Source organism: Janibacter sp. YB324 (assembly GCF_014217915.1).
Classification (GTDB): domain Bacteria; phylum Actinomycetota; class Actinomycetes; order Actinomycetales; family Dermatophilaceae; genus Janibacter; species Janibacter indicus.
The window spans coordinates 356,669-380,777 of the sequence record NZ_CP060120.1 but is presented as its reverse complement, the minus strand read 5'-3'; the positions used below and the strand labels follow the sequence as shown (position 1 = coordinate 380,777).

Here is a 24,109-nt window from a genome sequence, read left to right as displayed (position 1 = left end):
TGCTAACTAATCCCACGTGCCCCGGGATTCTCGGGTGACCCGGAAAACCCCCGCTTCGCAAGGGTGTGGAACTCTTGCGAAGCGGGGGTAAGTCCTGCGAAGTGGGAGGGGCCCGTCACTCGACGCCGAGGATCCCCTTGATCGGGTCGATGCCGAAGTAGAGGACGAAGAGCACGCCGACGAGCCACATGAGCGGGTGGATCGTCGCTGCCTTGCCACGCACCACCTTGATGAAGACATAGCTGACGAAACCGGCGCCGATGCCCGCGGTGATCGAGTAGGTGAAGGGCATGAGGATGATCGTCAGGAAGGCCGGGATGGCGATCTCCAGGTCGTCCCAGTCGATCTCCTTGACCTGCTGCATCATGAGGAAGCCGACGAGCACGAGCGCCGGGGTTGCCGCCTCGTAGGGCACGACGGCGACGAGCGGCGACAGGAAGGTCGTCAGCAGGAAGAGCACACCGGTGACCACCGAGGCCAGACCCGTGCGCGCGCCCTCGCCGACACCCGAGGCGGACTCGATGTAGCTCGTGTTGGAGCTGACCGAGGCGGCGCCACCGGCGACCGCGGCGAGCGAGTCGACGACGAGGATCTTCTGGCTGTTGGGCGGGTTGCCCTCCTCGTCAAGCAGGTCACCCTCGGCGCCGACGGCGACCATCGTGCCCATCGTGTCGAAGAAGTCGGCGAGCAGGATCGTGAAGACGAGCAGCGCCGCGGAGACGATGCCGATCTTGTCGAAGGAGCCGAGCAGGTTGAAGTCGCCGAGGAGACCGAAGTCCGGGGTCGCGACGAGCGAGCTCGGCAGGCTCGGGACGTTGAGGCCCCAGCCGGTCGGGTTGACCAGCTCGCCGGCCTCGTTGGTCTGGCCGCCGATGTCGAAGACCGCCTCGACGACCATCGCGAGGATTGTCGTGCCGAGGATGCCGTAGAGGATCGAGCCCTTCACCCCGCGCACGTGCAGCGTGATGATGATGAAGAGGCCGACGACGAAGACGAGCAGCGGCCAGCCGGCGAGGAAGCCACCGACACCGAGCTCACCCAGCGGGCCGCCCTCGGCCTTGCGCACGAAGCCGGCGTCGACGAGACCGACGACGGTGATGAAGAGGCCGATGCCGACGCTGATCGCCGTCTTGAGCGGCGGCGGCACGGCGTGCAGCACCGCCTTGCGGAAGCCGGTGAGCACGAGCAGCAGGATGATCAGGCCCTCGAGGACGATCAGGCCCATCGCGTCGGCCCAGGTCATCTCGGGCAGCTTGGCGATGCCGAAGGCGACGAAGGCGTTGAGCCCCAGGCCGGCCGCGAGCGCCAGCGGATAGTTGGCGACGACACCCATGAGGAGGGTCATCACGCCGGCGACGAGCGCGGTGCAGGCCGCGACCATCGCGAGGTTGGGCCCGTCACCGCCGCCGAGGAAGCCTCCGGTCGAGTCCTCCTGGGTGCCGATGATCAGCGGGTTGAGGACGACGATGTAGGCCATGGTGAAGAAGGTGGCGAACCCACCACGGACCTCGCGGCTGACGGACGAGCCGCGTTCGGTGATCTTGAAGTACCGCTCGAGAGCGGAGCCCTTTGTCGACGGGCGGGCAGCAGGGGTGCTCATGGGCCGACATCGTATTGCCGTGGCGGCCGTGCTCCTGCATCCGATCCCCCTGCCCCGCACCTACGCTGGGGCCATGACCCGGATCGTCCTCGTGGGCTCGCTGCTGTGGCTGCTCGCCCTCGTCGCGACCCTCGTCGTGCCCGGTTGGCACACCGGCGACCGGTCGTGGTGGCCGTGGACGTGCGTCACCGGCCTCACCCTGGGGTTGCTCGGCTGGGGCTACCTGCGCCGCGGCCGCGGCAATGCCGAGCAGGCCTAGGGCCGAGCAGGCCTAGAGGACCTCGAGCACCTCGTCGTCGAGGATCGGCTCGCCGACCTTCTCCGGCTCGGGGGCGTCCATGTCGATCTCGGAGTGGGCGCCACACCCGTGGTCGCGACTGACGACGCCGCCGTCGCTCGGGCTCCACTCGTTGGCGCAGACGCCGAAGACCGAGCGCAGTGCACCCGCCATCGGGATGAAGTAGCCGCACCCCGCGCAGCGCGCGGGAGCCTTGGTCGCGACCTCGGCGGTCGGGCCGTGGGCGCCGTCGTACCAGCGCTGGGCGGCCCGGTCACGGCCCTCGGCGGACAGCACCCGCGGGCGCCCGAGACCGAGCTCCCACAGGGCCACCGCGTCGACGTCCTCGTCACCCGTGGCCTCGAAGCCGGCCTCGAGGTTGGGGTCGTCGTCGATCTTGGGCGTGACGTCGCCGGGGCCGACGTCGCCGGGGGCGAGGCGGTCGGCCCACGGCAGCCACTCCGGCGAGAGGATCGCGTCGTCGCCGGGCAGCAGCTGGGTCTCGCAGACGGTCGCCGTCTTGGCGCGCGGGGCGCGGGTGACCGTCACGGCCCATGCCCACCCGCCGTAGCCGGGCAGGGTCGCGGCGAACCAGTGGGTGCCGAGGCGCTCGCCGTCGAGGGTGAAGCCGACGTGCTCGCCGACGCCCTCCCCCTTCGTCGCCTCGAGCAGCTCGCGACGGGCCGGCTCGACCGCGGCCGCGAGCACGGCATCGGACTTGGCGCGTGCCATCTCAGCCCTCCAGGTCGTCGGCGACGCGGCGCAGGACCTGCGCGACCTTGGCGCCCTGCGCCTTGTCGGGGTAGCGACCACGGCGCAGGCCGTTGCCGATGCCGTCGAGGAGCTTGATGACGTCCTCGACGATCGCGGCCATGTCCTCGGCGCCCTTGCGGTCGCGCTGGCGCAGGTTGGAGGTGACGCTCGGCGGGGTGTCGAGGACCTTGACCGCCAGAGCCTGGGCGCCGCGGCGGCCCTCGACGATGCCGTAGTCCACGCGGGTACCGCCCTTGAGCGTCGTCGTCCCCTCGGGCAGGGCATTGGCGTGGAGGAAGATGTCCGCGCCGTCGTCCCCGGAGATGAAGCCGAAGCCCTTCTCCGCGTCGTACCACTTGACCTTGCCAGTGGGCACCGTGCACCTCTTGCTCGCATACGAAAGTGTGTGGGCGCACCGGATCGTGCACCACCCCCAAGGCTAACCCGAGCAGGCCGAAACCCAGTGGTCGGCCGTCGGTGCCGTGGGGCACCATGGCCCCTCGTGACCACGCTGCCCAAGGACCTCCCCGCCGACGAGATCGGGCCGGGTCTGGCCGGCTTCTGGCGGGCGCTGCCGCGCGAAGGGAGGTTCCTCCTCTCGACCGTCGCCGTCCAGCACCTCGGGCGGGGCATGACCTTGCCCTTCACGGTCATCTACCTGCACGAGGTGCGCGGCTTCTCCCTCGACACCGCGGGCTCGATCATGGCCCTGCTCGCGCTGGTGGCCGCCCTGGCCGCGGCACCGATGGGCGCCCTCACCGACCTCCTCGGCGCCCGGTGGATGCTCATTGTCGCCGGCGTGTGCCAGAGCCTCGGGGCGGTCGCGCTGGCCTTCGCGACGAGCCTGCCGATCGCGGTCCTCGGCGCAGTGCTCATGGGCCTGTCGCAGAGCATCGGCTGGTCGGCGTCCAACACCTTCATCTCCGCTCTGGTGCGAGGGCCCTTGCGGCAGAGGTACTTCGGGGTCAACTTCGCCCTGCTCAACCTCGGCATCGGCGCGGGCGGGCTCATCGCCGGAGCCTTCGTCGACGTCGCCCGGCCGGTGACCTTCGAGACGATCTTCCTCGTCGACGCCGTCCTCGTGCTCATCCCCGGCATCTGGCTGCTCGGCCCCCTTCGTCATGTGCACGCCCGCGCCGAGCACCCCGACGACGGCTCCGCCACCGCGAACTACGCGACGGTCCTGCGGCTGCCCGGCATGCGGTGGGTGCTGCTGCTGGCGCTCGTCACGAGCTTCGTCGGCTACGGCCAGCTCGAGGCCGGCATCCCGGCCTTCGCGCACGGGGTGGCGCAGGTGAGCACCTCCGTCGTCGGGCTGGCCTTCGCGGCCAACACCGCCGTCATCGTCCTGCTGCAGTTCTGGGTGCTCCAGCGCATCGAGGGCCACCGGCGCACCCGCGTCGGCCTCGTCATGCTCGGCATCTGGGCGGTCGCGTGGCTCGCCCTCGGCCTGAGCGGCCAGCTCCCGGGGAGCCTCGCGGCGGCCGTGCTCGTCGTCGCCTTCCTCACCCTCTTCGGCCTCGGCGAGACCCTGCTGCAGCCGACGCTCCCCGCGATCACCAACGACATGGCGCCCGACCACCTGCGGGGCCGGGTCAACGCCGCCCAGTCCACGGCCTTCATGGCCGGCGGGGTGCTCGGGCCGCTCGTCGCCGGGGTGCTGCTCGAGCGCGACCTGTCGACGACCTTCGTCCTCGTCGTCGTCGCCGGGCTCGTCGTCACGGCCTGGCTCTTCCTGCGGCTGGAGCGGATCGTCAGCCCCGCGGTCAACGGACTCCCGGTGACCGCGACCGACGAGCCGTCCGTGCACTGAACTACCGTGGGTCGGTGCGTTCCCTCGCCGAGGACATCCGCGACCGCTCCGACGCCGAGCTGGTCGCGCTGCTCGAGCTGCGACCCGACCTGGCGCGACCGCAGCCTGCCGATCTCACCGCCCTGGCCGCCCGGGCGAGCACCCGCGCGAGCACGGCCCGCGCCGTCGACCACCTCGACCTCGACCACCTGAGCGCCCTGCAGGCCTGTGCCGTCACCGGCTCGACGGACCCGGCGACCATCGCCCCCTTCGTCGGGGTGGACGAGCACGAGGCCGCCACCCTCGTCGACGACCTGACGGCCGCGGCCCTGCTGTGGCGCTCCCCCGACGGCCCGGTCCTGGCCCGCACCGTCACCGACGTCCTCGGCCCGCACCCCGCGGGGCTCGGCCCAAGCGCCGCGACCCTCGGTCACGCGCTGCCCCTCGACCTGCCGACGACCCTCGCCGACCTCCCCGCCGAGCAGAGCCAGGTCCTGGGCCACATCACCGCGCACGGTCCCACGGCCGCCGTCCCCGGCGACCCGGAGGGACGCACCGGGCGGGCCGTCGCCGCGCTCGTCGACGCCGGTCTCCTGGCCGCCCCCGACGCCGAGCACGTCGTCGTGCCACGCGAGGTGGGGCTGGCCGTCCGCGGCGGCCGCCTGCACCCCGAGCCGCGCGAGCAGGCCACGACACCCCCGACCTACGACCCCGACGACGTCGACCGAGCCGCAACCGCCTCGGCCACCGAGCTCGTCGCCCTGGTCGACGAGCTGCTCGACCACGCCGATGCCCTGCGCCCGCGGGTCCTGCGCAGCGGCGGTCTCGCGGTGCGCGACCTGCGCACCCTCGCCACCCGCATCGACCTCGACGAGGCCGCCACCACCCTGCTCCTCGAGCTCGCCCTGGGCGCGGCCCTGCTCGCCGACGACCACGCGCTCGACCCGACCTGGCGCCTCACCACCGTCGTCGAGGACTGGCGCGCCCTCGCACCCGCGCGGCGCTGGAGCGCGCTCGCCCTGCCCTGGCTGCACTCCCTGCGCGCCACCGTCGTGCCCGCCCCCGAAGACGGCGGGCGGGTCAACGCCCTGTCCGAGGGCATGGTCTGGCCGCCGGTGCGGGCGCTGCGCCACGAGGTGCTCGAGATCCTCGCCGCGCTCCCGGCCGGCAGCGCCCCCGACACGGCGACCGTCGTGCACCTGCTCCACCAGCGCCGTCCACGCCGCATGCCCCACCAGGCCGACGAGGTCGTCGCCGCGCTGCTGCGCGAGGGCGAGTCCCTCGGCGTCACCGGTCGCGGGGCCCTCGGCTCCTTCGGCCGGCTGCTGCTCAGCGACGAGGCCGCCGCGACCGAGCGGCTGGCCGAGCTCGTCCCCGACCCCGTCGACCAGCTGCTCCTGCAGGCCGACCTCACGGCAATCGTGCCGGGCACTCCGGTGCCCGAGCTCGCGGCGATGCTCCGCCGCAGCTCGGTGCTCGAGTCACGAGGCGGCGCGAGCGTGCACCGCTTCACCGAGGCCGCGCTGCGCGGGGCGCTCGACGCCGGGTGGACCGCCGACGACCTGCTCGAGTCGCTCGCTCGCTTCAGCGCCACGCCCGTGCCCCAGCCGCTGGACTACCTCGTGCGCGACGTGGCCCGCCGCCACGGGCAGCTGCGGGTCGGCAACGCCGGCAGCTATCTGCGCAGTGACGACCCGACGCACCTCGAGGCGCTGCTCGGCCACCGCGACCTCGGCCACCTCCAGCTGCGGCAGATCGCCCCGACCGTCCTCGTCTCGCCGGCCGGCCCCACGACCCTGCTCGACGCGCTGCGCGAGATCGGCGCCGCGCCGGCGCTCGAGGGATCCGGCGGTGTCGTGAGCAGCACGCCCACCGGGTCGCGGATCACGCCGCGCACCGCTCGCCCCGTCCTCGAGGTCCGCCCCGAGCCGGCCCAGGAGGTGCTCGAGCGCCTCCGCGCCGGCGAGGCGCGCGCCGCCGCCCAGCGCACCGCCGGCACCCCCGACGGGCCGAGCATCCCCGCTCTCGACCCCGCGAGCAGCTCGGCGCTGCTGCGCGAGGCAGCCGCCGACCGGCTCGCCGCATGGATCGGCGTCACCGACGCCGTCGGCGCCACCCGCCGGCTGCTCTTCCACCCCCTCGCCGTCGAGGGTGGCCGCGTCATCGGCGAGGTCGACGCGATGCCCCAGACCTACTCGCTGCACCGCATCACCGGCGTCGTCATCGACGGGTGATCACCCGCCCGACAGCGCCTTGACGACCCGCGAGGGCGAGGGCTTGCCGAGCTGCTGCGCCATCCACGCGCTCGTCTCGACGAGTGCGTCGAGGTCGACGCTGGTCTCGACGCCGGCACCGTCGAGCATCCACACGAGGTCCTCGGTGGCCAGGTTGCCCGTCGCCGACTTCGCATAGGGGCAGCCGCCGAGCCCGCCGGTCGAGGCGTCGACGACGGTCACGCCGGCGCGCAGGGCCGTGAGGGTGTTGGCCAGGGCCTGCCCGTAGGTGTCGTGGAAGTGCACGCCGATCCGGTCCACCCCGACCCCGCGCCGGTCGAGGGCGGCGAGCAGCGCCTCGACGTGCCCGGTCGTGCCGGTGCCGATCGTGTCGCCGACGGAGAGCTGGTCGCAGCCGAGGTCCATCAGCTCGGCGCAGGCATCGGCCACCTGGTCGACGGGCACCGGCCCCTCCCACGGGTCGCCGAAGCACATCGACACGTAGGCGCGCACCCACAGGCCGGCCTCCTGCGCCCGGCGGACCACGGGGGCGAACATCTGCACCGACTCCGCCCGCGAGCGCCCGAGGTTCTTCTGCGCGAAGGTCTCCGTCGCGCTGCCGAAGATCGCGACCGCCCCCACACCGGCCTCGAGGGCACGGTCCAGGCCGCGTTCGTTGGGCACGAGCACGGGCCGAAGGGGGCTCCGCCCCACCTCGTCGAGATCGGCGAGGAGCTCGGCCGCGTCGGCGAGCTGCGGGACCCACCGCGGCGAGACGAAGGAGGTCGTCTCGACCGTCTCGAGCCCCGCCGCGACGAGTCGGCGGACGAACTCCGCCTTGACGGGGGTGGGCACGCTCCACGACTCGTTCTGCAGGCCATCACGCGGGCCGACCTCGTAGATCGTCACCCGTGGGGGCAGGTCGCTGGCGGGCTCGGTCTGCGGCAGTGCACGACTCATGGGGCCCATGATCCCCCATCACGTACCGTGGGCCCGGGCCGCAGTCGTCGGCCCGGGAGGACAGCACAGGATGAGCAACGACCCGTACCCGAGCCAGCGGCCCGACCCGAGCGGCAGCGACCCCTACTCGAGCGACCCCTACCTCCCCGTGGGCCGACCCGACGAGACCCGGCCGCCCGCCCCCTACCCGGCGACCCCGGCACCCCAGCAGGCGCCGCCGGCCCTGCCGCCGCCGTATGCCTACGCCTATGCGCCGCCGCGGCCCATGGGCGCCTCGGTCATCGTCCTGGTCATCCTCTCGGCGATCATGACGATGTCCGGCTACTGCTGCTGGGTCGGCATCCCGTCGCTCGTCATGGGCATCGTCTCCATGACCAAGAACTCCTCCGACCCCGAGGGCGCCGACCGGCTGACCCGCTACGGCTGGATCACCTTCGCCGCGCTCTTCGCCATCGGGCTGCTCGCCGTCATCGGCTTCATCGCCGCCGTCGCCCTGAGCGAGGCCTGAGCGTGGCCCCCGACGGTGCCCTGATCGTCCAGAGCGACAAGACGCTCCTGCTCGAGGTCGACCACGAGCGGGCCGCCGACGCGCGGCGGGCCATCGCCCCCTTCGCCGAGCTGGAGCGCGCACCGGAGCACATCCACACCTACCGGGTCACGCCGCTCGGCCTGTGGAATGCCCGAGCCGCGGGCCACGACGCGGAGCAGGTCGTCGACGCCCTCATCACCCACTCGCGCTACCCCGTGCCGCAGGCGCTGCTCGTCGACGTCGCCGAGACGATGGACCGCTACGGCCGCCTCGTGCTCGACAAGGACGGCGAGCAGCTCGTCCTGCGCGCCACCGACCGGGCCGTGCTCACCGAGGTCATGCGGCACAAGAAGATCACGCCACTCCTCGGCGCCCAGCTCTCCCCCGACGAGGTCGTCGTCCACCCCTCCGAGCGGGGCACGCTCAAGCAGGAGCTGCTCAAGGTCGGCTGGCCCGCTGACGACCGGGCCGGCTACGTCGACGGCGAGGCGCACCCGATCGACCTCACCGAGGACGACTGGACGCTGCGGCCCTACCAGCAGCAGGCGGTCGACGGCTTCTGGGACGGCGGCTCCGGGGTCGTCGTCCTGCCGTGCGGCGCCGGCAAGACCCTCGTCGGTGCCGGGGCGATGGCCTCGGCCAAGGCGACCACCCTCATCCTCGTGACCAACACCGTGAGCGCCCGCCAGTGGAAGCAGGAGCTGCTCGAGCGGACCTCGCTCACCGAGGACGAGATCGGCGAGTACTCCGGTGCCCGCAAGGAGATCCGGCCCGTGACCATCGCGACCTACCAGGTGCTCACGCTCAAGCGCAAGGGCGTCTACCCGCACCTCGACCTGCTCGACGCCCGCGACTGGGGGCTCATCGTCTACGACGAGGTGCACCTGCTGCCGGCGCCGATCTTCCGGATGACGGCCGACCTGCAGGCCCGCCGTCGGCTCGGACTGACCGCGACCCTCGTCCGCGAGGACGGCCGCGAGGCCGACGTCTTCTCGCTCATCGGCCCCAAGCGCTTCGATGCGCCGTGGAAGGACATCGAGGCGCAGGGCTACATCGCGCCCGCCGACTGCGTCGAGGTCCGGGTGACCCTGAGCGACAGCGAGCGAATGGCCTATGCGACGGCCGAGCCCGACGACCGCTACCGGCTCGCCTCGTGCTCCCCGGTCAAGCCGCCCGTCGTGCGTCGGCTCGTCGAGCAGCACCGCGGCGAACCGACGCTCGTCATCGGCCAGTACCTCGACCAGCTGCACGAGCTCGCCGAGCAGCTCGACGCCGACCTCATCACCGGCGAGACCTCGGTCAAGGAGCGCCAGCAGCTCTTCGCCGACTTCCGCGAGGGCCGCTCGAGCCTGCTCGTGGTCTCCAAGGTGGCCAACTTCTCCGTCGACCTGCCGGAGGCGACCGTCGCCATCCAGGTGAGCGGGACCTTCGGCTCACGCCAGGAGGAGGCCCAGCGCCTCGGTCGGGTCCTGCGGCCGAAGGGGGACGGCCGCACCGCGCACTTCTACACCGTCGTCACGCGCGACACCGTCGACGCCGAGTTCGCCGCCCACCGCCAGCGCTTCCTCGCCGAGCAGGGCTACGCCTACCGAATCGTCGACGCCGACGACCTCTAGCCCGTCACAGGATCGAGGTCAGGAAGCGCTTCGTCCGCTCGTGCTCGGGGTTGCTGAGGATCGCGTCGGGCGTGCCCTGCTCGAGGATCTGCCCGTGGTCGAACATCATCACCTTGTGCGAGACGTCGCGCGCGAACTGCATCTCGTGGGTGACGATGAGCATCGAGATGTCCGTCGAGTCCGCGACATCGCGCAGCACACCGAGCACGTCGCCGACGAGCTCCGGGTCGAGGGCCGAGGTCACCTCGTCGAGCAGCAGGATCTTGGGGTCCATCGCCAGGGCCCGGGCAATCGCGACCCGCTGCTTCTGACCTCCGGACAGGCGGCTGGGGTGCTCGTCGGCTCGGTCCTTCAGGCCCACCTGGTCGAGCAGCGCCAGTCCGCGCTCGCGGGCCTCGTCCTTGCTCCGCCCGAGGACGTGCACGGGCGCCTCGGTGACGTTGTCGATGACCGACATGTTGGGGAAGAGGTTGAAGTGCTGGAAGACCATGCCGATCTTCTTGCGGGTCTGGGCAACCTCCTTCTCCCGCAGGCGGACCCGCTTGCCGTCGCGGCGGTCGTGGGTCAGCGGCTTGCCGTCGATCCAGATGTAGCCGCCGGTGAGCTCCTCGAGCGTCATGACGAGCCGCAGGATCGTCGTCTTGCCCGAGCCGCTCGGGCCGATGAGCGTCACCCGCTCGCCCTGCGCGACGTCGAAGTGCAGGTCCGACAGCACCGTGTGGTCCCCGAAGGACTTCTCGACGTCCTCGAAGCGGATGACGGGGGTGGACGAAGGGGGCGTCCCCCCGGTCGGGTCAGTAGACAAGAGCTTTTTCCAATCTGCGGACGGCGAGGGCGGTGACGAGGCTCGCGACGAGGAAGATCAGCCCCGCGATGGTGAAGGCCTCGTTGTAGCGGAAGGTGTTGCCGCCGGCCTGCTGGGCGACGGTGACCATCTCGAGCACCGTGATGGCGAAGAGGTAGGGGGTGTCCTTGAACATCGAGATGGCCCAGTTGCCCAGGGCCGGGAGCGTCGAGCGGAGGGCCTGCGGGAGGACGATGTCCCGCCAGGTGCGCCCCTGCGGGAGGCTGAGCGCGCGGGCCGCCTCCCACTGGCCGGTGTCGACCGAGCGGATGCCGGCGATGAAGGACTCGGCCATGTAGGTCGCGTAGTGGATACCGATGACCACCGTCCCGACCCAGAGCATGTCCCAGTCCACGGGCACGAGGAACTTCGCGAAGACGAGCTGGACGATGAGCGGCGTCATCCGGATGACGTCCATGACCCAGCGCACGGGACGCGACAGGAGCGTCGGTGCGACCTGGGTGATCACGGCCAGGAGCAGGCCCACGACGACGGCGACGGCCGTGCCGACGACGGTGATGAGCAGGGTGGCCGTGAAGAAGGCCTCGATGATCTCGGGCGCCAGCTCACGGGCGGCCTCCCAGCTCCAGAACTCCTCGAAGGTGATGGCGGGCCTCATCACAGCGCCACCCCCGCTCCGGCGTGGGCACTGCGGGTGGGCAGGCCGAGTCGACGACGGGCACGCTTCTCCAGCTGTCGCAGACCGGAGGAGAAGACGAGCGCGAAGAGGTAGTAGATGATCAGGCCGATGCCGTAGGCGAAGATCGTCGTCGTGTTGATGCGCAGCTGGTCGATCTCGTAGGCGAGGTCCTGCAGCCCGATGAAGAGCGCCACGGCCGTGCCCTTGATGAGCATGACGAGCAGGTTGTTGTAGCCGGAGAGCATGAGCACCCAGGCCTGCGGCCAGATGATCCGACGCATGCGGGTCAGCGGCGACATGTTGAGGGCCTTGGCGCCCTCCCACTGGCCGCGGTCGACGGCATTGATCGAGCCGCGCACGATCTCCGCGCCGTAGGCGCCGTAGTTGAGCCCGAGCGCGATGACGCCGGTGAGCACGGCATCCCAGCTGACCCCGAAGAGCGGCATGACGTAATAGAGCCAGAAGAGCTGCACGACGAGCGAGGTGCCGCGGAAGAACTCCACGACGATCGTCGCGAGCCACCGCAGGGGTGCGACGGGGCTGATGCTCAGCAGGCCGAGGGCGACCGAGACGACGAAGGCGACCAGGGCCCCGCCGAGCGTGAGCTGGAGCGTGACGAGCACGCCCTCGCCCAGTCTCGGCAGGGCATCCCGGAGCGCGTCGAGATGATCGGTCACTTGGCGTCCGGCAGCTCGCCCTTGCAGAGCTGCTCGGTCGTCAGGTCGCCCTTGGGCCGCTCGGCGTCGGTGAAGCCGAACTCGCCGACGACGTCGGTGTAGGCCTTCTCGTCGCCGGTGATCTTGGCGAGCTCCTCGTTGTAGGCATCGCGCAGGGTGTCGTCACCCTTCTTGAAGACGGTCGCGCCGGCGCCGACCTGCTCCTTGCCGTCGACGACGGCGACGAAGGAGTCGGTGACCTCGACCTTGACGTCGGGGTTGTTCTCGTCCATGGTCCGCAGGGAGATCCCGGTCAGCGCGAAGACGTCGCTGCTGCCGCGTGCCACCGCGTCCATGCCGTCCTGCGGGGACTTGACCTGGGTGGCCTCGATGTCGAGCGACTTGGCGTAGTCGGTCTCGATGGCGCCGCTCATCGTCGCGAGCTTGGCGCCGGACTTCTTGACGTCGTCGAGGTCCTTGAGGTTCTTGGGGTTGCCCTCGGGCACCATGAGCGCCGTCGTGTAGAGGATCTCCGGGTCGCCGAAGGAGGCCTCCTTGCAGCGGTCCGGCAGGATCGACATGCCCGCGGAGATGGCGTCGTAGCGGCCGGCCTTCAGGCCCGGGATGAGCGCATTCCACTCCGTCTTGACGCCCTTGACCTCCTTGATCCCCATGTCCTTGAAGATCTTCTTGTGCAGGGCGATGGTGGCCCCGGTGAGCTCCCCGTCCTTCTCGAAGGAGTAGGGCTCCTCACCGGCGAAGGCGACGGTGATCGTCCCCTCCTCCTTGAGCTCGGCGAGCTTGTCGCCCGACCCACCGTCCGATCCGGAGTCGGAGCCGCAGGCGGCCAAGGTGAGAGCGAGGGTCAGTGCTGCGGTTCCGGCCAGAGTTCGTGAGTGACGCACGTGTTTCCTCCCCTCGGAGGTTCTTCGCCGGGCCCCTCCCGGTCCTCCGAGTCCCCCCACCCGACCAAATCAACGGCGCGAAGGGGGGTTCCCGCCCCCTTCGTTGTCACTCCGTGACCCCACCGCGCCCAGCGCTCGTTCAGCCGACACCCAGACAACGGGCGCACACTCGACGGGTGAGCACTCCCACCACCTCCGTCGATGCCCCCCACCTGCTGGTCGTCGAGGACGAGCCCAACATCCGCGAGCTGCTCGCCACGTCGCTGCGCTTCGCCGGCTTCGAGGTCGAGGTGGCCGGCGACGGCGCGAGCGCGCTCGACGCGGTGCACCGCATGGAGCCCGACCTCATCGTCCTCGACGTCATGCTCCCCGACACCGACGGCTTCGAGGTCGCCTCCCGGCTGCGCGCCTCCGAGCGCCACCAGCCGATCCTCTTCCTCACCGCGCGCGACTCCCTCGACGACAAGCTCAAGGGCCTGACCGTCGGCGGCGACGACTACGTCACCAAGCCCTTCTCCCTCGAGGAGGTCATCGCCCGCATCCGGGTCATCCTGCGCCGCACGACCGACATCCCCTCCACCGAGTCGGTGCTGCGCTTCGCCGACCTCGAGCTCGACGACGAGGCCCACGAGGTCCGCCGCGCCGGGCGGGTCATCGACGTCTCGCCGACCGAGTTCAAGCTGCTGCGCTACCTCATGCTCAACCCCAACCGCGTCCTGTCGAAGGCCCAGATCCTCGACCACGTGTGGGACTACGACTTCCGGGGCGAGATGGGGATCGTCGAGTCCTACATCTCCTACCTGCGCCGCAAGATCGACACCGAGGGGCTGCCGCCGCTCATCCACACCAAGCGCGGCTTCGGCTACGTGCTGCGCTTGCCGCCCGAGTGACCCGCCCATGAGCCTCGAGCGCGTCACCGCGCCCGTCGTCCGCCGGTTGGAGGCGATGCCGCTCACCTGGCGGCTCGTCGTCATCCTGCTGACGCTGCTGCTCGCGGCGCTGCTCGCGACCTCGCTGACGACGGCGTGGCTGCTCCAGCGCGACCTCGAGGCCAATGTCGACGAACAGCTGCGCACGGTCGCCATCCCGGTCGCCGAGGACAGCTCCGGGCTGACGACCGGGGGCGAGACCCCGGACTTCTACCAGCCGCGCAGCGGACCGACCAACCTCTTCTTCGTGCGCCAGCCCGCCGACGGCGACGCCTGGCAGTACCGCTTCCCCACGGGCGTGAGCTCCCGCCCCGACGTGCCGGTCATCCGTGCCGACGACGCGCGGGCCATCACCAACCAGCCCTTCACCGTCGAGTCGCTCGACGGCACCGTCCAGTGGCGCTTCATCGCCGGCCGCTACGAGGACGGCTCGACCTTCGCCGTCGGCATGCCGCTGTCCGGGGTCAACAAGGTCATCGGCCGCTACGTCATCGTCACCGCCTCCGTCGGTCTGGGGGCCCTGGCGACCTGCGGGGTCCTCGGCTGGTTCGCCACCCGCCGGGCCTTCCGCCCCCTTCGTCGCATCGAGGACACCGCCGCGGCCATCGCCGCCGGCGACCTGACCCGACGTGTCCCCGTGCGCCACAGCCATGACGAGGTCGCGAGCCTGAGCGAGTCGCTCAACTCCATGCTCGGTCAGGTCGAGCGCAGCTTCGCCGTGCAGGAGGCGTCCGAGACCAAGATGCGCCAGTTCGTCGCCGACGCGAGCCACGAGCTGCGCACCCCGCTCGCGACCGTCCGCGGCTACGCCGAGCTCTACCGGCAGGGCGCCGTCCAGGGCCCCGACCAGACGACCCAGGCGATGGAGCGGATCGAGGGCGAGGCCTCGCGCATGACCGGGCTCGTCGACGACCTGCTGCTGCTGGCCCGCCTCGACGACCAACGCCCGCTGGAGCTCGAGGACGTCGACCTCGTCGTCCTGTCCGCCGAGACCGTCCACGACGCCCGCGCCCGGGCTCCCCACCGGTCGATCCAGCTCGCCGGTCTCGACGGCGACCTGCGGCCCGCGGTCGTCCGCGGCGACGACGGCCGGCTGCGGCAGGTGCTGAGCAACCTCATCGGCAATGCCCTCATGCACACCGCCGACGACGTGCTCGTCGAGGTCCGCACCGGCCAGGTCGGCGACCGAGCAGTCCTCGAGGTCCGCGACCACGGCGCCGGCATCGACCCCGAGGTGGCCGCCCGGGTCTTCGAACGCTTCTACCGGGTCGACAAGGCCCGCTCGCGGGCACGCGGTGGCAGCGGCCTCGGCTTGGCCATCGTCGCGGCGATCGTCGCCCAGCACTCCGGCACCGTCGCGGTCCGCGAGACCCCGGGCGGCGGCGCGACCTTCCGCGTCGAGCTGCCGGGCGCGACACCGGCGCGCCCCGGCCACGTCTGATCACAGCAATCTGACAGGTGGGGCCAAGGACGATCAGAAGTCCGCGGCGCAGAGTGGGTCGCACAGCCTCGAGAAGGAGCCCCACGATGGACCAGCCCACCGCGCCACTGCCGCCGCAGCACCCTTCGTACGCCTCGGCGCTCGCCGCTCCCCCGCCGCCGCGCATGCCGCGCCACCGGGGACGACGGATCGGCGAGCTGACCGCGGTCGCGGTCCTCACCGCGGCCCTGGCCAGCGGTGGCACCTGGGGTGTCATGGCGCTCACCGACGACGGCACGACCGCCGTCTCGTCGACGGGCGCGAGCACATCCGGTGACTCCGCCGCCAGCGTGGTCCCGGTGAGCAGCGCCTCCAAGACCAACCCCGACTGGAACGCCGTGACCGCCGCCGTCACGCCGAGCGTCGTCTCGATCACCGTCGCGGCGGGCAGCTCCGGCGGCGAGGGGTCCGGGGTCGTCCTGGACAAGGAGGGGCACGTCCTTACCAACCACCACGTCGTGAGCGGGGCGGGCGACGACGCGACGATCACGGTCACCCTCTCCGACGGCAAGACCTACCGGGCGAGCATCGCCGGCGAGGACGCCTCGACCGACCTGGCAGTGCTCACCCTCGAGGACCCGCCCGATGACCTGCAGCCGATCACCGTCGGCTCCTCCTCGGGACTGGAGGTCGGCGACCCGGTCATGGCGGTCGGCAACCCCCTCGGCCTCTCCGGCACGGTGACCACGGGCATCGTCAGCGCCCTCGACCGCCCCGTGACGACCAGCTCCACCGAGAGCGAGCAGCAGGACCCCTTCGGCCAGCAGCAGCAGTCGAGCCAGGTCGTCACCTCGGCGATCCAGACCTCGGCGGCGGTCAACCCGGGCAACTCGGGCGGCGCGCTCGTCGACGCGGCCGGTCGCCTCGTCGGCATCAACTCCTCCATCGCCAGCCTGGGCAGCAGCAGCGGCCAGTCCGGCAGCATCGGCATCGGCTTCGCGATCCCCGTCGACGAGGCCCAGTGGATCGCCGAGCAGCTCATCGAGGACGGTCAGGCCGAGCACGCCTTCCTCGGGGTCACCCCCAGCGACGGCACCGCCGAGCTCGGGTCCGCGACCCGCTCCGGCGCCCAGATCCGCTCGGTCTCCGACGGCAGCCCCGCCGCCGAGGCCGGCCTGCAGGAGGGCGACCTCGTCGTGGGCGTCGACGACAGCACGGTCACCTCGGCCGAGTCGCTCGTCGGGATCATCCGCTCGCACCGGATCGGGACCAAGGTCTCGCTCGCCGTCGTCCGCGACGGCGAGGAGCAGACCATCGAAGCCACCCTCGGGACGGCCCCGACGTCCCAGGGGTGACCTGGGGAGCCACGTGCTCAGCAGACTCTCAGGTCGATGCCAGCGGTGTCCCATCCCGGTGTCGCACGATGGTCTCAGGAGCACAGGACATGGAAGCAACGGTCGCTCGATCGTCTCCTCCCCCGACGAAGCACCGACTTCCTCCGGCTCCCACAGGGGTGCTACCCCCGCCTTCGGGTGTGGCGTCTGAAGGCGGCGCTGAGTAGCCGAACTCATGCCCCCGGTGTGCTGGCAACAGCACACTGGGGGCATGAGCATGTCAGGAGACCCCGGTCCTCGAGCAGGTGCGCGCGATCGAGGACGACTTCGCAGACGCGATGTCGCGCATGTACGGCGTCGGCAACGAGCTGGCCAGGCTCCGTGCCCACCTCGCCACCGAGGCCTCCCCCGAGCACTGGACGCGGGTCGCGGCCCCCGAGATCCCCCCTTCGCCCTCGCCCGCGGCCACCGCTCCCGCCGCGGCGCCCGTCGCTCCCGGCCACGTGACGCCTCCGCCGCGAGTCGCCCCGCAGGCGGGGCCGTCCATGGCCCCGCCGCCGTCCCCTCCGCTGCCGCCCACCGAGCCGTGGTGGCAGCGGGAAGGGATCATCGCCAAGGCCCTGGCGGCCGTCGGCGCCGCGATCACCCTCATCGGCGTCGCCTTCCTCCTCGCCCTGGCGATCCAGCTGGGGTTCTTCGGCCCCCTCGCCCGGGTCATCAGCGGCGGACTGCTCTCCCTCGCGCTCGTCGGCGCCGCGGCGCTCGTGCGCTCCCGGCAGACGAGCACCGTCGGCGCCCTCGGTCTGGCGGCGACCGGCATCGCCACCGCCTACCTCGACGTCCTCGCGGTCACCTACGTCTACGCGTGGGTCCCGCTCGGCGTCGGACTCGTGCTCGCCGGCCTCATCGCCCTCGGCGGCGTCCTGCTCGCCCGCGCCTGGGACAGCCAGCTGCTCGCGGTCATCGCCGTCCTCGGCGTCGCGCTCATGGCCCCCTTCGTCGGCCTCCAGCACGGCCTGCTCACCGGCGGCTTCCTGCTCGTGCTCACCGCAGCGACCTGGCCGGCGCAGATCGGTCGCGATTGGTGGGCCCTCGAGCTCTCCCGCGTCATCCCGACCGCACTCTTCCTCGCCGCGCTCGCCGTCGCGCACGACGAGCAGGGCATCGCCGCCGCCCTGGCCATCGCCTTCGCCCTCCTCGTCATGACCACGACGCTCGCCGGGGCCCGCGTCGACCGGCTGCCGGAGCAGCTCGGGCTGCTCGTCCCGGTCGGCATCGGCCCGCTGTGGTTCGCCGGCATGGCGTTCGACGGCCGGTGGACCGGCACCGGGCTGCTCGTCATCGCCACCTGCCTGCTCGTGCTCGTCGCCGGTCTCGTCGGGCACGACGAGCACACCGCCCTGGTGCACCGTGTCCCCGAGCTCGCACTGGCCGCAGCCGGCGTCACCTCGCTCACCGCCGCCGTGCGCGGCGCCGACGGCAACGGCTGGACGCCGGTCGTCGGGCTGGCACTGTGCCTGCTCTGGGCCGTCGCCGCGCTCGTCCTGCGGCACCGCACGACGCTCTTCGTCTCGTGGGCACTGTCGGCGCTGGGCCTGATCGGCGCGTCCACGCTCCTGCCCCACGTCGCGCTGCGCAGCCTCGCCGACGAGGTCGGGCCCACCCACCTGCTGGCGACCGTGCTCCTCGTCGCGACGCTCGCCGTCACCGCGCGGGCGAGCCACGTGCTCGTGCCGGACACCTCACCCGCGCTGCCGCGCATCCTCGTCGCCCTCTCGGTGCTCGTCACCGGCGGCGCCGTCGTCCTGCTCGGCGCGCTCACAGGCCAGCTCGTCGACGACGCCCGCGGGGGCTACACCGCGGGCCAGGCCGGCGCCACGGTCGTGTGGATGGCCACCGCCGCGGTCCTGCTGCTGCGTGGTCTGCGCGGGTCGACGATCGCCGTGCCGGCCGGCCTGGGTCTCGCCGCGCTGAGCGTCGGCAAGCTGCTCCTCTTCGACCTGTCCTTCCTCAGCGGGCTGGCCCGGGTGCTGTGCTTCATCGTCGCCGGCCTGCTCCTGCTCGGGATGGGCGCCGGCTACGCCCAGGCGCTCGAGCGGTCGCGCCGCGGCGGTGGCGGCCCCGGCACCGGGCCGACCCCTCCTGTGGATAACCCGGCGGCGCCGGTCCCGGTTCCTCCTACGGTCTAGGGAGACGTCGGGCCGCAGGGGCCCGGCCGATCACCAGCCGAAGGGGAACCACCATGGCCAGCTTCACCGTCGACACCGCCCAGGTCGCGAGCAGCGCCTCCGACGTCTCGCGCATCTCCGAGGACGTCGAGACCACCGTCGCGAGCATGATGTCGCGCCTGCTGTCGCTCCAGAACCAGTGGCAGGGCGAAGCCTCCTCGTCCTTCCAGGACCTCATCAACGACTGGCGCGCGACCCAGCGCACGGTCAAGGAGAGCCTCGACGAGATCGGGCGGGTCCTCGGCGAGGCCGGCCGGACCTACGACGACACCGAGACCTCGGTCAAGAGCACGATGCGCCCCGGCCGCTGACCGGCCCGACCACGACGGGGGGCGGTGACCTGCCCGGTCACCGCCCCCCGTCGTGCTCGCAGGTCACTCCGTGCTGATCGCCTGCAGGACGTCCATGCGCGAGGCCCGGCGGGCCGGCAGCAGGGCCGCGAGGACGCCGATGACCCCGGCGAGGGCGACGAAGACGGCCATCTGCGCCCACGGGATCGCCAGCTCGGTGATGCCGTCGTCGACGAGCGAGCGCTGGATCGCCACGCCCGCGACCACCCCGAGCACGACGCCGAGCAGAGCACCGAGCAGCGCGATGGTCACCGACTCGAGGGTGATCATCCGCCACAGCTGCCGGCGGGAGAGGCCGACCGCCCGCAGGAGCCCGACCTCACGGGTGCGCTCCATGACCGACAGGCCGAGCGTGTTGACGATGCCGAGCACGGCGATGACGATCGCCAGGCCGAGCAGGGCGTAGATGAGGAAGAGCAGCTGGTTGATGCTCGAGCGCTGCTCGTCGGCGTAGCCGGCCTGGTCCTTGAGCGTGACGAGCGGCTGCTTGTCGACGATCTGCTCGATGCCGGACTCGACCTGGGCCTTGTCGGCCCCCTCGTCGACGAAGATGAAGGCCCAGTTGTCCGCGGCCGAGCCGCCCATCGACTCGACGGTGTCGACCGACATGAGGACGTCCGGCGAACCGATCGCCTGGACCTCGTCGTAGAAGCCGACGACCGTCAGGTCGCGGGTCGTCGAGCCCATCTTCACCTCGACGGTGTCGCCGACGGAGCGGCCGCCCTCGTGCTTCGTCGAGAGCATCACCGAGTCCTTGTCGAGATCGGCCGTCCCGTTGGTCGGCTCGATCTGCTCGACGTCCTCGAAGCTGCGCGGGTCGATCGCGGTGACGAAGAGCTGGCCACCGTCGACGCCGGCACTGCTGAAGCGCACCGGCGAGACCTCCCGGACCCCGTCGACCTCGGCCACCCGCTCGGCGACCGTCGACGAGAAGGGCTGGCCGACCGCGTTGCTGAGGATGTAGTCGGCGCGGAAGGTCTCCTCGATCTGCTTGTCGACGCTCGCCGTGGTGCTCGTGGCGACGACGCCCATGAGCGCGACGAGCGTCATGCCGATCATCAGCGCCGACGCGGTCGCGGCGGTGCGACCGGGGTTGCGCACGGAGTTCTGCTCGGCCATCCGGCCGATGCTCCCGAAGGTCGTGCGATAGACCCAGCCAAGCCCGGAGATCACCGGACGCCCGACGAAGGGGGCGAGGAAGGCCGTGCCGAGGACGAGCCCGACGATGCCGCCACCGATCCACCACAGTTCGCGGGTGTCGGCGACGAAGAGCCCGTAGAGGAAGGCGACGACGCCGAGCACGAGCACGCCGACCTCGAGGCCACGGCGGATCGGGTGGTGGCCGATACCCGTGTCGACCGAGTCGCGCATCGCCGCGACCGGCGGCACCGACCCGGCCCGTCGGGCCGGCACCCAGGCCGCGAGCATCGTCACGACGATGCCGACGGCGTAGGCCGCGATGACCGTCCGGGGCGTGAAGACCAGTCCGGTGCCCGACAGGTCGAGCCCGAAGGTGGCGAAGAGCGCCTGGATGCCCAGGGCGAGCACCACCCCGAGGGCCAGGCCGAGGGTCGCGCCCACGACGCCGATGATGAAGGCCTCGAGGAGGACCCCGCGCACGATCTGCCGGCGAGAAGCACCGATGGCCCGCAGCAGGGCCAGCTCCCGGCCACGCTGTGCGACGAGGATGCTGAAGGTGTTGATGATGAGGAAGGAGCCGACGAAGAGGGCGATGCCGGCGAAGACCAGGAGGAAGGTCGTGATGAAGCCGAGTGCCTGCTGCACGTCGCTCTGGTTTTCCTCCGCGAGCCCCTTGCCCGTCCAGCCCTTGTAGCCCTCGGGCACGAGCGGCTCGACCTGGGTGAGCAGCTCCTGCTGGCTCACGCCCTCGTCGGCGGTGACCCAGACGGAGGAGTACTCGTCCTTGCCGTCCATGTAGTACTTCTGCATGGTCTTGGTGTCAAAGACGACGACCGAGGCGCCGGCCATCCCCCCTTCGCCGAAGGTCATCGTGCCGACGAGCTCGGCCTCGATCTCGGGGGTGTCGCCGGTCGTCACGAGGCTGATCCGGTCGCCGACCTCGTGGCCGGCCCGCTCGGCGGTCACGGAGTCGACCATGACCTCGCCCTCACGCTGGGGCTCGCGGCCCTCGTCGATGACGAGCGGGTCCTCGCCGAGCTGGTTGGGCGCGTCGGAGTAGTTGAAGGCCAGGGCGGGTGCCCCCTGCCCGCCGACGACCTTGCCGTTGTCGCCGACGACGAAGACCCCGATGGCGTCGACCGAACCGTCAGCCCGTGCCGCGCCCGGCAGGTCGGCCATCTTGTCGACGTCGGCGGCGGACATGCGCCCGCCACCCGTGCCGCCGTACTCGTCGGTCTGCTCGGGCTGGACGACGACGTCACCGACGGTGCCGTCCATGATGCCGTCGAAGGTGCGTCCGAGGGTGTCGGTGAAGATCAGCGACCCGGCGACGAAGGCCGTGCCGAGGACGATCGCCATGGCGCTCATCAGCAGGCGCGCCTTGCGCGCCAGCAGACTCTTGAAGGTGGCCTTGAGCATCAGTGCGCTCCGTCGGTCAGCGCGACCATCCGCTCGAGGACGGTCTCGCGGTCCGGCTCCCACAGCTCGTCGACGATGCGCCCGTCCGCGAGGAAGAGGACTCGGTCGGTGTGGCTCGCGGCCACGGGGTCGTGGGTGACCATGACGATCGTCTGGTCGAACTCGTCGACGCTGCGGCGCAGGAAGCCGAGCACCTCGGCGCCGGAGGTCGAGTCGAGGTTGCCGGTGGGCTCGTCGGCGAAGATGATCGCGGGCTTCGACACCAGGGCCCGGGCGCACGCGACGCGCTGCTGCTGGCCGCCGGACAGCTCGTTGGGCCGGTGGCCGAGGCGGTTGCGCAGGCCGACGGTCTCGATGACGAGGTCGAACCACTCGCGGTCGGGTTTGCGGCCGGCGATCGCCAGGGGCAGGAGGATGTTCTCCTCCGCGGTCAGCGTCGGGATGAGGTTGAAGGCCTGGAAGATGAAGCCGATCCGGTCGCGGCGCAGCCTGGTGAGGTCCTTCTCCTTCAACCGGGTGATGTCGGTGTCACCGATGAGTGCCCGGCCCTCGCTCACCGCGTCGAGCCCCGCGAGGCAGTGCATGAGGGTGGACTTGCCGGAGCCGGAGGGCCCCATGATGGCGGTGAACTGCCCCGCCCCGATGTCGAGGTCGATCCCGTCGAGCGCGGCGACCTGCGCCTCGCCCTTGCCGTAGACCTTGCGAAGCTCGTGCGTGCTGGCGGCAACCTGCGTGCCCATGTCCCCTGCTCTCGTCCGTCGTGGATGTCCGACGACAAATCTAGGGTCGACGCTGGGCGGCCGTCACTGGGGTTTCCCCCCCAACGCCTCCCTGCGGCCGGCTACACCTCGACCGTGGCGACGACCCGCAGGCGCGGGTGCTCGTCGTCGCCGTCGACGACGTCACCGGTGACCCAGCGCAGGGTCAGGTGCCCGTCGTGGACCTCGGCGACGGCGAGGTTGTTGTCGAACCACGGCCCCTCGGTGAGCTCCCACGGGTAGCGCAGCTCGGGCACCCCGTCGGTCCGGGCCGCGAGCCAGCGCATCGGGCGGACGAGCCCCTTGGCCATCTGCGACATCAGCACGCGCAGCGCGCGGGGCATGGTTGCGGATCGGGCTGCACACGGCCTGCACGATCCGGCTGCTCGCCCCGTGACCGGCGGGATCGGTCACCTCGGCGACGTAGGAATGGTGCACGTCGCCGGAGAGGAAGGTGATCGTGCCCGGCGGGCGGCCGCGCTCTCCGCGGGCGACGGACATGACGAGCTCGAAGACCTCGACGAAGCCGGACTGGAAGGCGCCCCAGTGCTCGAGGTCGACGACCTGTCGCAGCGCCTCGGTCGCGCGGTGCACCGGCTGGGGCCGGTCCGGCCCGGCGAGGGACTCGCTGATCGACTCGGCGTCGTGCAACCCGGGCGGCAGGAGGAAGGGCAGCGAGGTCCCGACGAAGAGGTGGTCGAGGTCGCCGGTCATCTGCTCGTCGAGCCAGGCGAGCTCGTCGTCGTCGAGCATCGAGCGCCGCTCCGGCTCGAGCACCCGCGCGGCCCGGGAGTCGAGCATGATCAGCCGCGACCCGCCGAGGGCCCGGGTGTAGCTCCAGCGGTAACTCTCGGGCTCACGGTCCACCCGCTCCGCGAGGGCACGAAGGGGGCCGGTCAGGTCGACCTCGCCCGGCCCGGCGCCGTCGAGCCGGGCCCAGATCTCATCGCGGGCGAGCTCCTCGGGCGCGAGGTTGCCGATGTGCTGGTGCACCCAGTAGCTCGTCAGCCCCGCGACCAGCCGCTCGTGCCACCACGGGGTGCGGTTGATCTCCTGGTGCCACGACCACGAGGTGTTCCAGTCGTCGCGGATGTCGTGGTCGTCGAAGATCATCGCGCTCGGCACGACCGAGAGCACCCACCGGATGGCCGGGTCGCTCCACGCGAGCTGGTAGAGGTGCGCGTACTCCGCGTAGTCCTTGATCTCCTCGCCCGGCGGCTCGTCGAGGCTGCGCCGCGAGGCGATGAAGTCACGCATCTGCGGGCTCGTCTCGTCGGCGTAGACCTGGTCACCGAGGAGGGCGAGGACGTCGGATCGTGGGGACTCCCCCTTCGCCAGGGACAGAGCGAAGGTGCGCAGCGCGTCGACGCCGTGGCTCGCGTGGTGCTCCGCGTCGTGCGGGACGCTCGTGCGGCAGGAGCCGAAGGCGAGCAGCGTCGCACGCGTGCGGTCCAGCGTCGCGATGCTCGAGGACGGCAGGTCGGACCCGGCCGGCGGCCACACCTGCTCGTCGTCGATGCTCACCACGTAGTCGTAGGTACGGCCGGGCTCGAGGTCGTCGAGCAGGACGAGGGCGTAGTGGTGGCCCTCCACGACGAAGCTCGCGGCGTGCCACGCGCGGCCGTCGGCCGCGACGGTCACCCGCGCGGGGGCGGCGGTCTCCACCCAGACGGAGGCGTCGTGCTCACCGACGAAGCGCAGGAGGGGACCGAGGACGAGCGGGGACGTGGCGGTCATCCGCTCATC

At 71.6% G+C, this 24,109-nt stretch carries 21 protein-coding genes; 10 read left to right on the top strand and 11 right to left on the bottom strand.

Features of this window, described 5'->3' with window-relative positions; genetic code table 11:
• Positions 1 to 115: 115 nt before the first annotated feature.
• The gene (locus H7A72_RS01915; RefSeq protein WP_185221452.1) at positions 116 to 1,600 is read right to left on the bottom strand and encodes an NCS2 family permease; all 1,485 of its coding nucleotides are present in this window, start codon (positions 1,598 to 1,600) and stop codon (positions 116 to 118) included.
• Between H7A72_RS01915 and H7A72_RS01910 the strand changes: the two genes are divergently transcribed.
• Entirely contained in the window at positions 1,599 to 1,859 is a 261-nt protein-coding gene (locus H7A72_RS01910) for a DUF2530 domain-containing protein (RefSeq protein ID WP_084451564.1), read from the top strand. The genes H7A72_RS01915 and H7A72_RS01910 overlap by 2 nt on opposite strands.
• A gap of 12 nt (positions 1,860 to 1,871) precedes the next feature.
• Here H7A72_RS01910 and H7A72_RS01905 read toward each other — a convergent pair whose 3' ends face one another.
• Positions 1,872 to 2,609: a DUF3027 domain-containing protein gene (locus H7A72_RS01905; protein WP_084451388.1), complete on the bottom strand. Its 738-nt coding sequence runs from the start codon at positions 2,607 to 2,609 to the stop codon at positions 1,872 to 1,874.
• A gap of 1 nt (position 2,610) precedes the next feature.
• Positions 2,611 to 3,006, bottom strand: a complete 396-nt coding sequence (locus H7A72_RS01900; RefSeq protein ID WP_072623615.1) for a cold-shock protein — start codon at positions 3,004 to 3,006, stop codon at positions 2,611 to 2,613.
• A gap of 126 nt (positions 3,007 to 3,132) precedes the next feature.
• Here H7A72_RS01900 and H7A72_RS01895 point away from each other — a divergent pair, with 126 nt between their 5' ends.
• The gene (locus H7A72_RS01895; RefSeq protein WP_185221451.1) at positions 3,133 to 4,443 is read left to right on the top strand and encodes an MFS transporter; all 1,311 of its coding nucleotides are present in this window, start codon (positions 3,133 to 3,135) and stop codon (positions 4,441 to 4,443) included.
• Between the two features lie 14 nt (positions 4,444 to 4,457).
• Positions 4,458 to 6,656, top strand: coding sequence for a helicase-associated domain-containing protein (locus H7A72_RS01890; RefSeq protein ID WP_185221450.1), 2,199 nt, complete (start codon positions 4,458 to 4,460; stop codon positions 6,654 to 6,656).
• On the opposite strand, the gene H7A72_RS01885 is transcribed toward H7A72_RS01890, so the two are convergent.
• Positions 6,657 to 7,595, bottom strand: coding sequence for a hydroxymethylglutaryl-CoA lyase (locus H7A72_RS01885; RefSeq protein WP_185221449.1), 939 nt, complete (start codon positions 7,593 to 7,595; stop codon positions 6,657 to 6,659).
• 70 nt (positions 7,596 to 7,665) lie between these two features.
• Here H7A72_RS01885 and H7A72_RS01880 point away from each other — a divergent pair, with 70 nt between their 5' ends.
• Positions 7,666 to 8,103: a hypothetical protein gene (locus H7A72_RS01880; protein WP_185221448.1), complete on the top strand. Its 438-nt coding sequence runs from the start codon at positions 7,666 to 7,668 to the stop codon at positions 8,101 to 8,103.
• A 2-nt stretch (positions 8,104 to 8,105) separates the two neighbouring features.
• Entirely contained in the window at positions 8,106 to 9,740 is a 1,635-nt protein-coding gene (locus tag H7A72_RS01875; RefSeq protein ID WP_185221447.1) for a DNA repair helicase XPB, read from the top strand.
• Positions 9,741 to 9,744: 4 nt separating this feature from the next.
• Here H7A72_RS01875 and ehuA read toward each other — a convergent pair whose 3' ends face one another.
• The 4 genes from ehuA to ehuB are packed head-to-tail and all read right to left on the bottom strand — an operon-like array spanning position 9,745 to position 12,785.
• Positions 9,745 to 10,545: an ectoine/hydroxyectoine ABC transporter ATP-binding protein EhuA gene (gene ehuA / locus H7A72_RS01870; RefSeq protein ID WP_185221446.1), complete on the bottom strand. Its 801-nt coding sequence runs from the start codon at positions 10,543 to 10,545 to the stop codon at positions 9,745 to 9,747.
• Entirely contained in the window at positions 10,535 to 11,203 is a 669-nt protein-coding gene (locus H7A72_RS01865; protein ID WP_185221445.1) for an amino acid ABC transporter permease, read from the bottom strand. Before H7A72_RS01865 ends, ehuA begins: the two co-directional genes overlap by 11 nt.
• Positions 11,203 to 11,901 carry an ectoine/hydroxyectoine ABC transporter permease subunit EhuC gene (gene ehuC / locus H7A72_RS01860; RefSeq protein WP_072623609.1) on the bottom strand — a complete coding sequence of 233 codons (699 nt, stop codon included), beginning with the start codon at positions 11,899 to 11,901 and terminating at the stop codon, positions 11,203 to 11,205. Before ehuC ends, H7A72_RS01865 begins: the two co-directional genes overlap by 1 nt.
• The gene (ehuB, locus tag H7A72_RS01855; RefSeq protein ID WP_185221444.1) at positions 11,898 to 12,785 is read right to left on the bottom strand and encodes an ectoine/hydroxyectoine ABC transporter substrate-binding protein EhuB; all 888 of its coding nucleotides are present in this window, start codon (positions 12,783 to 12,785) and stop codon (positions 11,898 to 11,900) included. The genes ehuC and ehuB overlap by 4 nt, the downstream gene beginning before the upstream one ends.
• Positions 12,786 to 12,961: 176 nt before the next feature.
• On the opposite strand from ehuB, the gene H7A72_RS01850 reads away from it, so the two are divergent.
• The 5 genes from H7A72_RS01850 (at position 12,962) to H7A72_RS01830 (ending at position 19,007) form a co-directional block, all read left to right on the top strand.
• Positions 12,962 to 13,675, top strand: coding sequence for a response regulator transcription factor (locus H7A72_RS01850; protein WP_072623607.1), 714 nt, complete (start codon positions 12,962 to 12,964; stop codon positions 13,673 to 13,675).
• Positions 13,676 to 13,682: 7 nt separating this feature from the next.
• Complete coding sequence (locus tag H7A72_RS01845; protein ID WP_185221443.1) at positions 13,683 to 15,155, top strand: cell wall metabolism sensor histidine kinase WalK; 1,473 nt, start codon at positions 13,683 to 13,685, stop codon at positions 15,153 to 15,155.
• An 86-nt stretch (positions 15,156 to 15,241) separates the two neighbouring features.
• Positions 15,242 to 16,489, top strand: coding sequence for a S1C family serine protease (locus H7A72_RS01840; RefSeq protein WP_223277734.1), 1,248 nt, complete (start codon positions 15,242 to 15,244; stop codon positions 16,487 to 16,489).
• 284 nt (positions 16,490 to 16,773) lie between these two features.
• Positions 16,774 to 18,657 (top strand): DUF2339 domain-containing protein, encoded by a 1,884-nt coding sequence (locus tag H7A72_RS01835; protein WP_185221442.1) that lies wholly within the window; start codon positions 16,774 to 16,776, stop codon positions 18,655 to 18,657.
• Positions 18,658 to 18,710: 53 nt separating this feature from the next.
• A complete protein-coding gene (locus H7A72_RS01830; RefSeq protein WP_084451398.1) occupies positions 18,711 to 19,007 on the top strand; it encodes a WXG100 family type VII secretion target in 297 nt (98 codons plus the stop codon).
• A 63-nt stretch (positions 19,008 to 19,070) separates the two neighbouring features.
• Here the strand turns inward: H7A72_RS01830 and H7A72_RS01825 are convergent, their stop codons facing one another.
• From H7A72_RS01825 to H7A72_RS01815, 3 genes are all read right to left on the bottom strand, one after another.
• On the bottom strand, positions 19,071 to 21,605 hold the full coding sequence (locus tag H7A72_RS01825) for an ABC transporter permease (RefSeq protein ID WP_185221441.1): 2,535 nt from the start codon (positions 21,603 to 21,605) through the stop codon (positions 19,071 to 19,073).
• Complete coding sequence (locus H7A72_RS01820; RefSeq protein ID WP_185221440.1) at positions 21,605 to 22,345, bottom strand: ABC transporter ATP-binding protein; 741 nt, start codon at positions 22,343 to 22,345, stop codon at positions 21,605 to 21,607. The genes H7A72_RS01825 and H7A72_RS01820 overlap by 1 nt, the downstream gene beginning before the upstream one ends.
• Positions 22,346 to 22,507: 162 nt before the next feature.
• On the bottom strand, positions 22,508 to 24,100 hold the full coding sequence (locus H7A72_RS01815) for an alkaline phosphatase D family protein (RefSeq protein WP_370543551.1): 1,593 nt from the start codon (positions 24,098 to 24,100) through the stop codon (positions 22,508 to 22,510).
• Positions 24,101 to 24,109 lie beyond the last annotated feature (9 nt).

Bases quoted from the DNA above. Each gene is read 5' to 3' on its own strand.
- H7A72_RS01825 (WP_185221441.1), bottom strand. From the start codon at position 21,605: ATGCTCAAGGCCACCTTCAAGAGTCTGCTGGCGCGCAAGGCGCGCCTG.
- H7A72_RS01910 (WP_084451564.1), top strand. From the start codon at position 1,599: ATGGGCCGACATCGTATTGCCGTGGCGGCCGTGCTCCTGCATCCGATC.
- H7A72_RS01820 (WP_185221440.1), bottom strand. From the start codon at position 22,345: ATGGGCACGCAGGTTGCCGCCAGCACGCACGAGCTTCGCAAGGTCTAC.
- H7A72_RS01845 (WP_185221443.1), top strand. From the start codon at position 13,683: ATGAGCCTCGAGCGCGTCACCGCGCCCGTCGTCCGCCGGTTGGAGGCG.
- H7A72_RS01880 (WP_185221448.1), top strand. From the start codon at position 7,666: ATGAGCAACGACCCGTACCCGAGCCAGCGGCCCGACCCGAGCGGCAGC.
- H7A72_RS01815 (WP_370543551.1), bottom strand. From the start codon at position 24,100: ATGACCGCCACGTCCCCGCTCGTCCTCGGTCCCCTCCTGCGCTTCGTC.
- H7A72_RS01905 (WP_084451388.1), bottom strand. From the start codon at position 2,609: ATGGCACGCGCCAAGTCCGATGCCGTGCTCGCGGCCGCGGTCGAGCCG.
- H7A72_RS01830 (WP_084451398.1), top strand. From the start codon at position 18,711: ATGGCCAGCTTCACCGTCGACACCGCCCAGGTCGCGAGCAGCGCCTCC.
- H7A72_RS01915 (WP_185221452.1), bottom strand. From the start codon at position 1,600: ATGAGCACCCCTGCTGCCCGCCCGTCGACAAAGGGCTCCGCTCTCGAG.
- H7A72_RS01885 (WP_185221449.1), bottom strand. From the start codon at position 7,595: ATGAGTCGTGCACTGCCGCAGACCGAGCCCGCCAGCGACCTGCCCCCA.
- H7A72_RS01840 (WP_223277734.1), top strand. From the start codon at position 15,242: ATGGACCAGCCCACCGCGCCACTGCCGCCGCAGCACCCTTCGTACGCC.
- H7A72_RS01865 (WP_185221445.1), bottom strand. From the start codon at position 11,203: ATGAGGCCCGCCATCACCTTCGAGGAGTTCTGGAGCTGGGAGGCCGCC.